The organism is Stappia sp. ABD4_338 (assembly GCF_056312175.1).
The window spans coordinates 2,808,689-2,823,522 of sequence record NZ_CM149982.1 but is presented as its reverse complement, the minus strand read 5'-3'; the positions used below and the strand labels follow the sequence as shown (position 1 = coordinate 2,823,522).

Annotated in this window: 13 protein-coding genes; 10 read left to right on the top strand and 3 right to left on the bottom strand. The window is 66.0% G+C overall.

Annotation, left to right across the window (positions count from 1 at the left end):
• Positions 1-5 precede the first annotated feature (5 nt).
• From ACYX4S_RS12730 to ACYX4S_RS12720, 3 genes are all read left to right on the top strand, one after another.
• On the top strand, positions 6-614 hold the full coding sequence (locus tag ACYX4S_RS12730) for a response regulator transcription factor (RefSeq protein ID WP_476362867.1): 609 nt from the start codon (positions 6-8) through the stop codon (positions 612-614).
• Positions 615-842: 228 nt separating this feature from the next.
• A complete protein-coding gene (locus tag ACYX4S_RS12725; protein ID WP_476360442.1) occupies positions 843-1,181 on the top strand; it encodes a response regulator in 339 nt (112 codons plus the stop codon).
• 224 nt (positions 1,182-1,405) lie between these two features.
• A complete protein-coding gene (locus ACYX4S_RS12720; protein WP_476360441.1) occupies positions 1,406-2,113 on the top strand; it encodes a helix-turn-helix domain-containing protein in 708 nt (235 codons plus the stop codon).
• Positions 2,114-2,198: 85 nt separating this feature from the next.
• On the opposite strand, the gene hemN is transcribed toward ACYX4S_RS12720, so the two are convergent.
• On the bottom strand, positions 2,199-3,548 hold the full coding sequence (gene hemN, locus ACYX4S_RS12715) for an oxygen-independent coproporphyrinogen III oxidase (RefSeq protein WP_476360440.1): 1,350 nt from the start codon (positions 3,546-3,548) through the stop codon (positions 2,199-2,201).
• 199 nt (positions 3,549-3,747) lie between these two features.
• Here hemN and ACYX4S_RS12710 point away from each other — a divergent pair, with 199 nt between their 5' ends.
• The 5 genes from ACYX4S_RS12710 (at position 3,748) to ccoP (ending at position 8,608) form a co-directional block, all read left to right on the top strand.
• Positions 3,748-4,821, top strand: a complete 1,074-nt coding sequence (locus ACYX4S_RS12710) for an AbrB family transcriptional regulator (RefSeq protein ID WP_476360439.1) — start codon at positions 3,748-3,750, stop codon at positions 4,819-4,821.
• A gap of 330 nt (positions 4,822-5,151) precedes the next feature.
• The gene (ccoN, locus tag ACYX4S_RS12705) at positions 5,152-6,807 is read left to right on the top strand and encodes a cytochrome-c oxidase, cbb3-type subunit I (protein WP_476360438.1); all 1,656 of its coding nucleotides are present in this window, start codon (positions 5,152-5,154) and stop codon (positions 6,805-6,807) included.
• 16 nt (positions 6,808-6,823) lie between these two features.
• Complete coding sequence (gene ccoO / locus ACYX4S_RS12700) at positions 6,824-7,558, top strand: cytochrome-c oxidase, cbb3-type subunit II (protein WP_422068167.1); 735 nt, start codon at positions 6,824-6,826, stop codon at positions 7,556-7,558.
• Positions 7,559-7,570: 12 nt separating this feature from the next.
• A complete protein-coding gene (locus ACYX4S_RS12695; RefSeq protein ID WP_293717721.1) occupies positions 7,571-7,726 on the top strand; it encodes a cbb3-type cytochrome c oxidase subunit 3 in 156 nt (51 codons plus the stop codon).
• Between the two features lie 3 nt (positions 7,727-7,729).
• On the top strand, positions 7,730-8,608 hold the full coding sequence (gene ccoP / locus ACYX4S_RS12690; RefSeq protein WP_293717719.1) for a cytochrome-c oxidase, cbb3-type subunit III: 879 nt from the start codon (positions 7,730-7,732) through the stop codon (positions 8,606-8,608).
• Between the two features lie 168 nt (positions 8,609-8,776).
• On the opposite strand, the gene ACYX4S_RS12685 is transcribed toward ccoP, so the two are convergent.
• Together ACYX4S_RS12685 and ACYX4S_RS12680 are read right to left on the bottom strand one after the other, a co-directional pair.
• Positions 8,777-9,826, bottom strand: coding sequence for an AraC family transcriptional regulator (locus tag ACYX4S_RS12685; protein WP_476360437.1), 1,050 nt, complete (start codon positions 9,824-9,826; stop codon positions 8,777-8,779).
• Positions 9,827-9,918: 92 nt separating this feature from the next.
• Positions 9,919-11,928 (bottom strand): copper amine oxidase, encoded by a 2,010-nt coding sequence (locus tag ACYX4S_RS12680; RefSeq protein WP_476360436.1) that lies wholly within the window; start codon positions 11,926-11,928, stop codon positions 9,919-9,921.
• 818 nt (positions 11,929-12,746) lie between these two features.
• Between ACYX4S_RS12680 and ccoG the strand changes: the two genes are divergently transcribed.
• Positions 12,747-14,204 carry a cytochrome c oxidase accessory protein CcoG gene (gene ccoG / locus ACYX4S_RS12675; protein WP_476360435.1) on the top strand — a complete coding sequence of 486 codons (1,458 nt, stop codon included), beginning with the start codon at positions 12,747-12,749 and terminating at the stop codon, positions 14,202-14,204.
• Between the two features lie 87 nt (positions 14,205-14,291).
• Positions 14,292-14,822 carry a FixH family protein gene (locus tag ACYX4S_RS12670; RefSeq protein WP_476360434.1) on the top strand — a complete coding sequence of 177 codons (531 nt, stop codon included), beginning with the start codon at positions 14,292-14,294 and terminating at the stop codon, positions 14,820-14,822.
• Positions 14,823-14,834 lie beyond the last annotated feature (12 nt).

The following is a 14,834-nucleotide window of genomic DNA, read 5'->3' as shown; positions in this document are numbered from 1 at the left end:
ACGCCATGCCGCATGTCATCCATATTGTCGACGATGATCCGGCGATCCGTGACGCGCTGACGGTGGTGTTCGAACTCGAGGGCTTTGCCGTTCGGGAGTTCGACGATGGCGAATCCTTCCTCGGCGTGGTCGACGGGGAGCGGCCCCACTGCGTCATCATGGATGTGCACATGCCCGGACAGTCCGGCATCGAGATCCTGCGCCGCCTTCATGCCGCGGGCTTCGACGTTCCCGTCTTCGTCATCTCCGGCCAAGGCGACATCCCCATGGCCGTGGAGGCGATCAAGCACGGCGCGCATGACTTCATCGAGAAGCCCTTCGATGCGGACACGGTCGTGGGGCGCGTGCGCGATGCCATCGCCGCGGCCGAGAAGTCCGGCAACGGCAAGGGGCTCGCCGCCGACTTCCCCGGATCGGACAGCCTGACGCCGCGCGAACGCGAGGTTCTGGCCGAGATCACGGGCGGAGCCTCCAACAAGGAGGCGGGGCGCACGCTCGGCATCAGCCCGCGCACGATCGAGGTCCATCGTGCCCGCATCATGGAAAAGCTTGGCGCGCGCAATGCCGCCGACCTGGTGCGTATCGTGCTTTCGCGCGAGGGCACGGCTCAATAAGGCGCAGCCACGAGCGAGGCGCCGGAGCATCGCGCGCCTGTTTCCCGGGAGCGGAGATGCGTACCGGCGTGGCCGCGACTGCGTGTTCCTCCCAAGTTCGCGTCTTCCCCAAAAGGCCTATATTCGCCGCGTGCTGTCCACTGGATGGCCTGCCGCAACGACTTGCGGTCCGGCGACGTGTTTCCCGCATGCCGGATACCGCAAGGGCCTTCCGAATGGGGAAAACAGGTGTTCGTTCACATCGTCGAGGATGATCCGGGCGTAGGCGACTCGCTGGCTTTGTTGCTGGCGCAGATCGGCCACGAGTCGCGTGTCTATCCCGACGCCGAATCCTTTTTCGAGTGCCATCCGCCCGATCCCGATGACACGGTGATCGTCGACCTCGGCCTGCCCGGCCTCTCCGGAATGCAGGTCGTGCGCTGGCTGTCTGGCCTCAAGACCCCACCGAAGGTCATCGCCATCACGGGGCAGCCGAGCCGCGCCATCGCCGAGGTCGTGGACGGTCATCTGCCCGCGATCCTGCTGCGCAAACCCCTTACCGAGGAATCTCTCGTCTCTCACCTGTGAGCCGGGCGAGGGGGCCCTTCGCCGACCGGATTTTGCACCGCGGTAGGTAGATGGTCGTACGAAAACGACCGAATTTCTCTTCCTCCCCGGGAGGCATAGGGTCGGGACAGGTCGATGGACAGTTTCGCACCGGACGGGGTGCGGGCTGAGGCGCGAAGGATGGACGGTCCGTACGCGCCGGAAAAATCCTCCAGCCGACCACCTGCAGCCAAGGAGGGGACATCATGGCCTATTTCGAGCATTCGGTCGCGCATTCCGACAGCGCCGCAAGCGGCGCCGATCGCGGCCTTGCCGCTCTGGCTGCGGACACGGCACGCCAGAGCCGTACCCAGCGGCTGGGCCAGCACAGCATCATCTTCTACGAGGGCGACACGGCGGATCGGGTCTACGAACTCAGCGCCGGCACCGTGATGCTCTACAAGCTTCTGCCCGATGGCCGTCGCCAGGTGGTGGAGGTTCTCACCCCCGGCATGGTGTTCGGCGTGTCCGCCGGCGAGACCTACGACTGCTCGGCCGAAACCCTGACGCCCTCGGCGGTCCTGTCTCACGAGCGGCGGGAGGTCGAGGAGACCGCTTCCCTGCAGCGCCATGTGTCCCGTTGCCTGATGGCGCAGATGGAACGCATGCACGACCATGCGGTTCTGCTGGGGCGCAAGTCGGCGCTGGAGCGTGTCTCCACCTTCTTCATCCGCATGGTGCCCAACCGGGGCGGCGAGGGATGCATCGGCCCGGCCGACGCGGATGTCGACACCCATGACATCGTGCTGGCCATGACCCGCCAGGAAATCGCCGACTACCTCGGCCTCACCATCGAGACCGTGAGCCGTGTGATCTCCGAACTCAAGCGGCGCGGGCTCGTGCGGGTCGAGCGCCAGGACAGCATTCACATCACTCGCGTCTGCGGCATCTGCCAGCTTTCCGGGATGCACTGACCGGTCATCCCGCTCGCCAAGAAGGCCTGTTTCCCGCCCCCGGACGGTTCGACGTCCGGGGGTTTTTCGTTGTCGGACCGTCAGGTCACACCGCCACCGAGTGGCGGGCGGTGCCGCGTTCCAGATAGGCATCGAAGGCGGCTGCGGCGACACGCGCGTAACGCTGGCCCGCCTCGCTCACCTCCACGAGGCCGCTCGTGCGGCGCACCAGCCCGTCGGCAACCATCTCCTCGAGCTGCGCGAAGGCCGTTGCGAACTGGGAGAGCGGGAAGCCGTGACGGGCCGCGATCTCGGCGACGTCGGCGCGATGGTCCGTCATGAGCCGCTCGATGATCTCGGCACGGCAGCGGTCGTCGGCGTCGAGCGCGATGCCGCGGGCGACCGGCAGTTCGCCCGCATCCACCGCACGGCCCCAGCCGCCGATGTCCGGCATGTTCTGAACGAAGCCCTGCGGGAGGCGGCCGATGGAGGAACAGCCCAGGCCGATCAGCGCATCCGCCGTGTCGGTGGTGTAGCCTTGGAAATTGCGCCGCAAGGTGCCGTCGGCATAGGCGATGGCCATGCTGTCGTCGGGAAGCGCGAAATGGTCGAGCCCGATGGCCGTGTATCCGGCCTCCGCGAGGCGCGCGCGTGCGAAGTCGGCGGCCGCGATGCGGGCGTCGGCGTCCGGCAGGCTTTTCTCGTCGATGAGGCGCTGGTGCTTCTTGAACCAGGGCACATGAGCATAGCCGAACAGGGCGATGCGGCCCGGGCGCAACTTGCGGGTCAGCCGGATCGTCTCGGCGATCGTGTCGAGTGTCTGGTGCGGCAGCCCGTACATCAGGTCGAAATTGATGGCGTCGATCCCGACCGCCCGCAACGCGCCGACGGCGGAAGCCACCTGCTCGAAGGGCTGGATCCGGCCGATGGCCTTCTGCACGGTATGATCGAAGTCCTGAACGCCCAGGCTCGCGCGGGTGACGCCCGCCTCGCGCAGGGTCCCGGCCAGCTCCGGCGTGACCGTGCGCGGGTCCAGCTCGATGGCGTGCTCGTGGTCTTCGGTGAAATCGAAGCGCTCGCGCAGGACCCGCATGATATCGAGGAAGCTCTCGCGCGGCAGCAGGCTCGGTGTGCCGCCGCCCCAGTGGATGTGGCTGACGGAGCGCCTGTCGCCGAGCCTGTCGGCAACCAGGGCCACCTCGCGCGCCAGTTTCAGGGCGTAGGCGATCACCGGATCGTCACGCCGCGCGCCCTTGGTGTGGCAGCCGCAGTAGTTGCAGATTGACCGGCAGTAGGGGACGTGCAGGTAGAGCGAAAGCTCCATGTCCCGGGGCAGGTCGGAAAGCCAGCCGCCGAGCGTCTCCGCGTTCACGCCCGCATGGAAATGCGGCGCGGTGGGATAGCTCGTGTAGCGCGGTACGGCGCGGGTGGCGTAGCGGTCATCGATCGTGCTCATGGGGCGACTTAACCCCATTTGCAGGCCCGCGACGTTGATCTGGCTCAAGCTTCGCGGGCTTTTGAGCACGCCCCTTCGCGGCGCGCTGGCGGCGCATATTTCTGCCGTTCGGGACGATGAGAAAGATGCGCCCGGGCGTCAAGGCGCGTAGGATCGCCTTGCCCGCCACGCAACCGACTCGCCCCCGACGATCCTCCTCATGACCCTGTTCCCCCAGGCTTCCGCCGTTCTTCTCGTGACCCTGAGAACTCTCGCGATCGGCGCTGCCGGAGGCTATGCCTTTCACGCGCTGGGCTTTCCCGCCGCCTGGCTCGCGGGGCCGATGATCGTCGTCGCCGCGGCCGTCCTTTCCGGGATGTCCGCGAATGTTCCCTCCCGCCTGCGCGACCTGCTCTTCGTCGTTCTGGGCCTGACCATGGGCAGTGGCGTGACACCCGAAACGGTGGAGCGGGTCGGGGAGTGGCCGGTGACCATGGCCTTCATCATCGTGGCCGTGGTGGCAATCCTGCTGGCGACCTATGTCTACCAGCGGCGTATCGCCGGCTGGGACCGGGAAACCGCCTATTTCGCCGCGATTCCCGGCGCGCTTTCCTATGTCATGGCGCTGACGCTCGACTATCCGCGCGCCAACGTGCTGCGCGTCGCGGCATCGCAGAGCCTGCGCGTGTTCCTGCTCGTGGCGGTGCTGCCCATGGTGGTCACCGGCAGCGAGGGCGGGCTGCACGAGGTCGTGCGGACAAGCGTGCCCATGGCGCCGCTCGCTCTCGCCCTGCTTCTGGCGGCGGGGCTGGCGGCGGGGGCCGTGACCCAGCGTCTGGGCGTTCCGGCCGGCTGGCTGACCGGCCCGTTCGTCCTGAGCGCCGTGCTCAACGCCAGCGGCCTCGTGGCCGTCAGCCTGCCGGACTGGCTGAGCATTCCCGCGCTGATCGGGCTCGGCAGCGTCATCGGTTGCCGCTTCTCCGGCGTTACGCCTATGGAACTGGTGCGGATGCTCGGCGTGTGCCTGGGGGCCTTCGCCGTGGGCATGAGCATCTCGGTGGTGGTCTGCGTGGTGATCTGGGCGACGCTCGGACTGCCCTTCGGACAGCTTCTGCTGGCCTATGCCCCCGGCGGCCTGGAGGCGATGACGCTGCTTGCCTACCTGCTCGACCTGGATCCGGCCTTCGTCGCCGCGCATCAGCTCGCCCGCTACATGGGCATGGTCCTGATTCTGCCGCTGGTCACCCGTCGCGTTCTCGGCCCGCCGTCGCGCGACCCCGCTTCGCGCTCCTGAGCGCGGACACCTCTGCCCGGACATCGCTGCCTGCTAGGGAATAATACGGGGGGCTTTGACTTCCCTGCGTTATTCATGGACCTTTCGTCGCAGGGAACCTGCGTCGCAGCGACGTTGTCATGGGCATATCGTAACGTCGCTTGACCTGGATCAAGGTGGGTTTCGCTGCATGCGTCATACCCGACCAGGAACCCATTGGGGTTTGGATCGCCGGCCCGCCCGCCTTCCTCGGGATGTGGGCGCAAGCTTCGGCAAATGCAAGCGATCGGTTTCGTGCGGTGGGCATCCTGATGCCGCGCGGATCGGTCTGAGAGAATTTGGGGCGCTGACATGGCTCACGCAAAAGCCAAATACCTGTCGATCGAGGAGGGGCTCTTTGCCGCATTCCTCGTTCTTCTAGCCTTCGTCTGCCTGATCATCGCGGGAAAGACCTACGATCAGGTGATGGCGTTTCACACCGCTATTGGCTCTCTGTTTGCGGCCATCGGTGCGTTCATCATCTTCAAGAACTATTTTGACGATGGTGGCGTGGTCGTGCCGCAGGAGATCGACGGCAAGCCGAACTACAATCTGGGACCGATCAAGTTCGGTGCCTGGGCGGCCGTCTTCTGGGGCATCGCCGGCTTCACGGTCGGTCTCATCATCGCCCTTCAGCTCGCCTACCCGGTGCTGAACTTCGACCTTCCCTGGACAAACTGGGGCAGGCTGCGCCCGCTGCATACCTCCGCCGTGATCTTCGCCTTCGGCGGCAACGTGCTGCTTGCCACGTCCTTCTACGTGGTGCAGCGCACGTGCCGCGCCCGGATGCCCGGCAAGATCGCGCCTTGGTTCGTGATTCTCGGCTACAACGCCTTCATCGTCATCGCCGGCACGGGCTACCTGCTCGGCGCGACCCAGTCGAAGGAATACGCCGAGCCGGAGTGGTACGCCGACCTGTGGCTGACCATCGTCTGGGTGGCCTACCTGCTGGTCTTCCTCGGCACGCTGTGGAAGCGCAAGGAAGCCCACATCTACGTGGCGAACTGGTTCTACCTCGCCTTCATCGTGACGATCGCGATGCTGCACATCGTCAACAACCTGACGGTTCCGGTGAGCGTGTTCGGCACCAAGTCCTACATCGTCTGGTCTGGCGTGCAGGACGCCATGGTGCAGTGGTGGTACGGCCATAACGCGGTGGGCTTCTTCCTGACCGCGGGCTTCCTGGCGATCATGTACTACTTCGTGCCCAAGCGCGCCGAGCGGCCGGTCTATTCCTACCGCCTGTCGATCGTGCACTTCTGGGCGCTGATCTTCCTGTACATCTGGGCCGGTCCGCACCACCTGCACTACACCGCCCTGCCGCAGTGGGCCTCGACCCTCGGCGCCACCTTCTCCATCATGCTGTGGATGCCCTCCTGGGGCGGCATGATCAACGGCCTGATGACCCTGTCGGGGGCCTGGGACAAGCTGCGCACCGATCCGGTCCTGCGCATGATGGTGGTGTCGGTCGCCTTCTACGGCATGTCGACCTTCGAAGGCCCGCTGATGTCGCTGCGTGCGGTGAACTCGCTGTCGCATTACACCGACTGGACCATCGGTCACGTGCACTCCGGTGCGCTCGGCTGGGTCGGCTACATCTCCTTCGGTGCCCTCTACTGCCTGATCCCCTGGCTGTGGAACAAGAAGCAGGTCTATTCGCTCAAGCTGGTGAACTGGCACTTCTGGATCTCCACCATCGGCATCGTGCTCTACATCTGCGCGATGTGGGTGTCCGGCATCATGCAGGGCCTGATGTGGCGCGCCTACGATCAGCTCGGCTTCCTCGAGTACTCGTTCATCGAGACCGTCGAGGCGATGCACCCCTTCTACGTGATCCGTGCTCTTGGCGGCGCCCTGTTCGTCATCGGCGCCCTGATCATGGCCTACAATCTTTGGATGACCGTTCGCTACGGCGAGGCCGATGAGGCCGAGACCGTTGGCGCCGGCGCCATGGCCCCTGCCGAATAAGGGGGGAGAGGCGACTATGTCGATCTGGAACAAACACGAAATCTTCGAAAAGCACTCCCTGGTGCTGACAATCGGCATCCTCGTGGTCGTCGCCATCGGCGGCCTCGTGGAAATCGCCCCGCTCTTCTACCTGAAGAGCACCATCGAGAAGGTGGAGGGCATGCGTCCCTACACCCCTCTCGAACTGGCGGGCCGCAACGTCTACATCCGCGAGGGCTGCTATCTCTGCCACTCGCAGATGATCCGCCCGATGCGTGACGAACTGGAACGCTACGGCCACTTCTCGCTGGCGGCGGAGTCGATGTACGACCACCCCTTCCAGTGGGGCTCCAAGCGGACCGGTCCGGATCTGGCGCGTGTCGGCGGAAAGTATTCCGACGAATGGCATCGCGAGCATCTGACCGATCCCCGCTCGGTCGTGCCGGAGTCGATCATGCCCGGCTATCCGTTCCTTGCGGAGGCGAAGGTCGAGACGCGTGACATCGCCGATCACCTGAGGACCAACACCGTCGTCGGCGTGCCCTACACGGAAGAGCAGATCGAGGGCGCCGCCCGGGACCTGGTCGCACAGGCGTCGCCGGACAGCGACAATGTCGATGCCTTCCTGGAACGGTACCCCAATGCGGTCGTGCGTGACTTCGACGGCGATCCGTCGAAGGTCACGGAGATGGACGCGCTTGTCGCCTATCTGCAGATGCTCGGCACGCTTGTCGACTTCTCGGTCTACGACAACAAGGCCAACCTCAGGTAACGGGAGAGACACATGTCGGAAGGTTACACGACCGTCGCGAGCTTCGCCCAGACCTGGGGTCTGATCTACTTCGTGGTTCTTTTCCTCGGCGTCCTTTTCTACGCGCTGCGGCCCAAGAACCGCCGCCGCTTCGAAGACGCGGCCAATATCCCCTTGCGGGAGGATTGAACGATGGCTGACACGCATAAAAAGGAAATCGACCGGGTCACCGGCGTCGAGACCACCGGCCACGAGTGGGACGGTCTCAAGGAGCTCAACAATCCCCTGCCGAAGTGGTGGCTGTACATCTTCTACGCCTCCATCGTCTGGGCGATCGGCTACTGGGTGGTCTACCCATCCTGGCCGCTGATCTCGAGCTACTCTGCCGGCGTCCTCGGCGACAGCCAGCGCGAAAACGCCCTTGCCGCCTATGATGCCGGCATGAGCGAGCGCGCCCAGATCGGCGAGAAGCTGATCGATGCCTCGCTGAGCGACATCGAGGGCACCCAGTCGCTGCTGGAATTCGCCATGGCCAACGGCCGGGCGGCATTCGGCGACAACTGCGCCGCCTGCCACGGCACGGGTGCGACCGGCTCGAACGGCTACCCCAACCTCCAGGACGACAACTGGATCTGGGGCGGTTCGCTCGACGCCATCCACCAGACGCTGCAGTACGGCATCCGCTCGACGCATGACGAGACCCGCTTCGGCGAAATGCCGGCCTTCGGCCGCGACGGCATGCTCGACAAGGAGCAGATCACCCAGGTTGCCAACTACGTGGCGAGCAAGGTTGGTCTGGACACCGAGTCGGGGGTCGATCTGGCGGCCGGCGAGCAGGTCTACGTCGACAACTGCGCCGCCTGTCACGGCGAGGACTTGAAGGGCATGCAGGAGGTCGGCGCGCCGAACCTCACCGCCCGGAACTGGCTCTACGACCGCTCGCTTGCGGGCATCGAGGCCCAGGTCAACAACCCGCGCAACTCGGTGATGCCGGCATGGACCGACCGTCTCGATCCGGCGACCGTCAAGTCGCTCGCGGTCTACGTCCATTCGCTGGGCGGTGGCGAGTAAGGACGCAATGCCCGAAAGGGCCAGGCTGATGGAAAGGGCGCCCCTCGGGGCGCCCTTTTTGTTTTGGTCACTGGCGTTGGAAGAGTGGGCGCCAGAAGGGTAGGCGCCAGAAGAGTAGGCGTCAGGCGAGTGCGCGTCAGCGGGGCGAGAGAGTTTCGGCGGCCCGTTTCACGCCTTCGGAAGCTCCCGGCGTGCGCCTGACGGCGAGATGCCGGCCTGGCGGCGGAAGGCCCGTGCGAAGGCGCCCTGGTCGTCGTAGCCGAGCCGCCAGGCGATTTCCGCGACAGGAAGATGCGTCTCGCGCAGGGCCCACAGCGCGTAGGACAGCCTGGCATCCTCGATCACCCCGCGAAACGACAGCCCGGCCAGCGAAAGCCGGCGCCGCAGGCTGCGCCGCGACAGGCCGCAGTCGGCGGCGATGGTCGACTGGTCGAGCGGCCCCTGACCGAGACGGGCGTAGACCGCCTCGACAATGCCTCCCGCCACCGAGGTCCCGCCGTTCCCTTCGGGTTTTTTCATTGTCTGCCCGCCGTGCAGGAGGGCGGGGGCGCGAAGGTCGGCTGGAACCGGTTCCTCGAGCAGGGCCGCCGGAAACGCGAGAAGGTTGGTCGGTTGGCCATGCAGTGGCTCGCTGCGGCTTTCCCCGGCAAGGTCCGCGCTGCTGTCGCGCTCGTGTTCGAAGGCGAGCGTCACCGTGCTGGGAGGAAGCGAGCCGCTGCAGCGCGTGACGATCCCGTGCAGGAAACCCAGCGTGAACTCGGCATCGCGCGAGCGCGGCCAGATCGAAGGATCGATGATGCGATAGGACACCAGGCACAGGCCGTCCTCGACGTCGAGACGCATGCTGGTGCCTGCCTGCAGCCGCTGTAGGTCCGAAAGGACGCCGGTGATCAGCTCGCCGAGCGAGCGGCATGTGGCGCCGGCTGGAAAGAGCCCCCTGAGCGCCGGTTCAACGATCTCGCGTCCGCAGCGCCACAGCGCCGGGTGAGCGGGCAACTGGGTGCCTGCCCGCTGCAGCAGGGCGGTAAAGACGGAAAGCGGAATGCTGTTCAGAGCCGCATCGCGCGCGAAGGCGAGGTGGGCGGGCAGGCCGACGGCGGCAAAGGCCGCGGGGGCATCGAGCCCGCTTGCCGCCATGGCGCCGGCAATGAGGGGAAGGGCCGCGCCGCCGATGGTCGGCGCGGGGATGCGTGCGACCGGCCTTGCGTCCCCCTGCATGCCCGTTCTCTCCCTCACGAGAACAAGGAGCCTGAGGCGCGCGACCTTCCACGTCAAGGCTCCGGGGGGAATGCCCCCCGGAGCCGGATGCTTCAGTTGTCCAGGCGCAGGGTCAGGGCCGGGTTGTGCGGGAAGAAGTTGAAGGGGCGCAGCATGAAGCCCTTCCACATGGTCGACATGACCGGCCAGTCCTCGGTGTGGGGCACGTGGTGGAAGCCCATCGTGTACCAGGTCACCACGTCGGTGTCGGCGATGGGGCGGTCCTGCGCCGCCCAGGTCGCCAGCGTGTCGGATCCGTCGCTTTCGAAGGCGAACTGGCCGCCCGCATACCGCTCGTCCGCCTTGTAGGGCGTGTTCCAGAGCGTGTACTCGACATAGGCGTTCCGCTTCATCGGCATGTCGTTGACATAGTCGAAGGGCGAGTAGGCGACCGAGTTGTTGGGCACGATCATGTAGCCTGGCCGATGTCCGAGCGGACCTTCCGCACTCATGTTCATCACATGGTACATGGCCGGGGCCATCGGGTTGACCTTGTAGCGGCCCTCGAGCTCGCTCGTCGCGGGCTTCGTCTCGGTCACCCAGAACGAGCGGCGCGGGGCGTCGTCCTCCGGCGTTCCCGGCACCAGTCCGGTGCGCATGAAGGTGTTCTTCTGTCCGTCGATGTCGAAGTCGAGGCGGAAGTTGAAGAAGTGGTCATGGTTGGGCGCGATGAGGTTTGGCGCGATCAGCGTGCCGTGACGGGTTTCCTCCGCCGCCCCCGCGTCGTTCATGGACTTCGCCGCGGCCCCCTTCACCGCGTCCAGGCCGGTCGAGCCCACCATCACGTCGATGCGGCCGTCCTGATGGAAGACGTAGTCGACGAGATAGTCGTAGTTGCCCACCTCGGAGGCCGAGCGCACGACGAGTTGCGTCGCCGGACGACCTTCCGCCGGCACCTGCTGGTCCTCGCTCTGGGCGAAGATCTCGTAGTGACGCCAGGCCGGATCGCCGATGTTGCGTTCGAACAGGCAGATCGCGTCGGGGATCGTCAGCGGTTCGCCGTTGTCCTGGTGAACCACCGCCGGCAGGAAGGTGGCGTAGTCCGGGCAGTCCACGTTGCGCCGCAGCGGCGTGAGGAAAATGCCGAAGCCGTATTCGCCGCTGTCCATGTAGGTGCGCCAGTACCAGCCCGCGTCGGGGTCCATGTAGGGCACGAAGACCTCGGACAGATGCGCCTGGTAGAGCACCGACCGCCAGCGTTCACCGTCCTTCACGTCGATGTTGGACAGCACCACTCCCGGACGCTTGTCGACACGGGCGCGGAAGCGCCAGATGTCCCAGGAAATCAGACCGTCCTCGATGGTGATGTTGCTGCCGCCGGGCTGGGACAGTTTCGCCGGCGACATTTCCGGGCGCAGGGAGCCGGTACGCGCGGCGACCTCCTCTTCCGTGTAGCCCCAGGCATCTTCCGAGATCGGCACGACTCCGCTGTCGAGCACCTCGACCACGTTGCGGGCATTGAGGTCGACGACGGCGTAGAGCCCCTCGATCGGCTTGGCGTAGAAGTTCGATCCTGTCGGAAGCACGTAGCAGGGCACCTTCATCAGGCGCCGGCCCTCTTCCTCGGGCAGGCCGAACTGGCCTGCCGTCAGCGGCAGGCAGAAGACATCCTCGGGCTTGAGATCGCGTTTCGCCAGTCCTTCGACAAAGGCCGGGTCGCCGGTCGCAAGCTCCATGGCCGTCAGGAATTCAGCCAGAAGGATCATGGTCTCGCCATCTGCGGGCTCGACGGATGCGACACTGTCGGCGGCGAGATCCACCTCGGCGACGAAGGCCCCGTCGCCGGAGCGGTAGTGCACCTCGACGACGCGCGGGCCCGGGGTTCCGGGCTCCCAGGCGAGAACCTCCGACTTCTCCGGCTCCTTCAGCGAAATGTAGGGAAACAGCGTCGCGTCATCGACGCGCCCCGCCTCGCGGAGCAGGGCAACGGCCTCGGTGATCTCGTCCGTCGTAAGCGCGTCGAGCGGATGGGCCGAGGCCGTGTGGGAAAGGCCCGAAAGGGCGGTGAGGCCAAGGGCCGCGGTAAGCGCGGTGGCCCCCGGGCGCAAGCGTCCGGTCAGCATGAGTGAAATCCTCCTCGTGAGGGCCCCGCATGGGGGCTGTCCGTCTCTGGTCGGGGGCCGACCTTGTCGCGGTCGTGTCACCCTCGAGAGGCAGTGTAGCGGGGACGAAGGCGGCGCGTTGTGCAGGAGAGGCCAGAATGTCGCAGGCAGCCCGACGGATTTTGCATCTCGCGGAAGTGTCTGGCTCCGCGGCGGGTAGAGATGGCGGCGATGGGCCCGTTCGGGCATCGCGGGCCGTCTCCCGGGCGTGTGGACTTCTTCGGCAAACACGGTGCGCGGGAGGCGGGCCGTTTGCCGGCGGCAAGCTCCGGTTTCCTTGCGCGCCGGATCATGATTTTCGCCCCGGAGTTTTTTCACGCGACGCGACGTGTTCCCTGTCCTTTTCCTTCTTCTGACGTTTGCCGTGGGGCCCGCCATGGCTGAAAGCGGGATCCCCTGCTGCCGGTCGTCGCCTGCACCGGCTTGATGCGGATCAAGGCGGTTCGCCGACCGCTTGTGGTAGGATGCCTGCAGGATGGGAACTTTCTCCTCCCGGCACGTGGTCCGGCAGGGGAAAGGCTTCCGGACGCGAGGCGGAGCCGCCGTCACGGTCCCCGTGATTTCACGAAGGTGACCGATTGTCGCGGAGTTGACGTGTCGCAATCCCGTGCGCCGGTCCAGCCGCTAGGTTGCGGGCGTTGCGAGCCGGATCCCGTCCGCGCGACGGCCCCCAGGGGCCGGCAAGGGCCGCGGGGAACCGGCGGTCGGTCTCCCATGGGGCGGGAGCCGACCACGAGGGGCCCCGGCAACGGCCGACGAGACAAGGAATGGACGGAACGATGCGTGCAGAAACGGATCCTGCCGGCGCCGGTGGTCAACCGGAGGAATGGTTCGCCTCGGCGAAGAAGATCTATCCGATGGCGGTGCACGGCACCTTTCGGAAGATCAAGTGGGCTGTGCTCTTCATCACGCTGGGCATCTACTACTTCCTGCCCTTCATCCGCTGGGATCGCGGCCCCGATGCCCCCGATCAGGCGGTTCTGGTCGATCTGGCGGGACGGCGCGCCTATTTCTTCTTCATCGAGATCTGGCCCCAGGAGGTCTATTACCTCACCGGTCTTCTGATCCTCGCTGCCATGGGGCTCTTCCTCATGAACGCGGTCGCGGGGCGGGTGTGGTGCGGCTATCTCTGTCCGCAGACCGTCTGGACCGACCTTTTCCTCTTCGTTGAACGCAAGGTCGAGGGAGACCGGCGCGAGCGGATGCGTCTGGACCACGAGCCGTGGACGGCCGAGAAGGTGGCGCGCAAGGGTGCCAAGCACTTCCTCTGGCTGATGATCGCCTGGTGGACCGGCGGTGCCTGGGTGCTCTATTTCTCCGATGCCCCGACGCTGGTGTGGGACCTGGCCACCGGCCAGGCGCCGTTTACCGCCTATCTGTGGATCGGCATCCTGACTTTCACCACCTATTCGCTCGCCGGCCACATGCGCGAGCAGGTGTGCATTTTCCTCTGCCCCTGGCCGCGCATTCAGGCGGCGCTGACGGACGAGGACGCCCTCAACGTCACGTACCGCTACGATCGTGGCGAGCCGCGCGGGTCGTTGAAGCAGAACAAGAAGCGCGAGGCCGAAGGGCTGCCGGCGGGTGATTGCGTCGACTGCCACCAGTGTTTCCATGCCTGCCCGACCGGTGTCGACATCCGCGACGGAACGCAGCTCGGCTGCATCCAGTGCGGCCTGTGCATTGACGCCTGCGACGCGGTGATGGACAAGGTGGGCAAGCCGCGCGGCCTGATCGCCTATGACACCGACGAAAACATCAAGCGTCGCACCGAGGGACGCGAGACCCAGGTCCGCATCCTGCGTCCACGCACGCTGATCTACGTGGCGATCATTTTGCTCGTCTCGGGCATCATGGCCTATGCGCTTGCCACGCGGCAGTACGAGGACCTGAACGTGCTGCATGACCGCAACCCGATCTATGTCGAGCTGCAGGACGGCGCGGTGCGCAACGGTTACACCATCCGCCTGCTGAACAAGCGCACGCTCGAGCGCAACTTCATCCTTTCGGTCGAGGGCATGCCCGCAGGCACCCGTATCGAGGCGGTGGGCATCTCGGAGAACGTGCTCGGCAAGCCGGTCATCCCGGTGGGTCCCGACACGACCCGCGAGATCCGGGTGCTCGTCTTCTCGCCGGCGGATGCCACCCTGCCGACCACGACCCCGATCACCTTCCGCATCACGGAAACGGTGATGGGCAAGGTCGCGACGGCGGGCGACTTCTTCAAGGCGCCCTGACGGTGCCTGCATGAGCGACTTCCGGCGGCGGGCACGGGCTTGTGTTCGCCGCCGGAGGATGCGACATCCTTTCCGGAGTTCCCCCCAATGACAGCAGCGACCGATCCCATGTCCCAGACCCCCAAGGGAAAGCCGATCACGGGCCGTACCGTTCTCTTCTGGCTCCTCGGCTTCTTCACGGTGGTCTTTGTCGCCAACGCCATCTTCATTCAGCTTGCGCTGGATTCCTTCCCTGGCGTGACTTCCGACAGCGCCTATGAGGACGGCCTCGCGTACAACAGCACGCTTGCCGCCGCGCGCGATCAGGCGGCGCTGGGCTGGGAAGTCGCAGGTGAGGTCAGCCGGGTCGAGGGCACGCCCGATGCGATGATCGCTGTTAACGCGCGCGACGCGGACAATGCCCCGATCGCCGGGCTTCTCGTGACCGCGAAGCTTCAGCGCGCGGCCTCGCCCGAGGCGCCGCGCACGCTGGTGCTGCAGGAGGGAGAGGTCGGACGCTACACGGTCGATGTCTCGGGTCTGGAAAGCGGCAACTGGCTGCTGGAGCTTGTGGCGGCACGCGGCGAGGGCGATGCGCGCCAGGAGTTCCGCTCCGAGAACCGCATCTTCCTGCGCTAACCGCGCCGGACC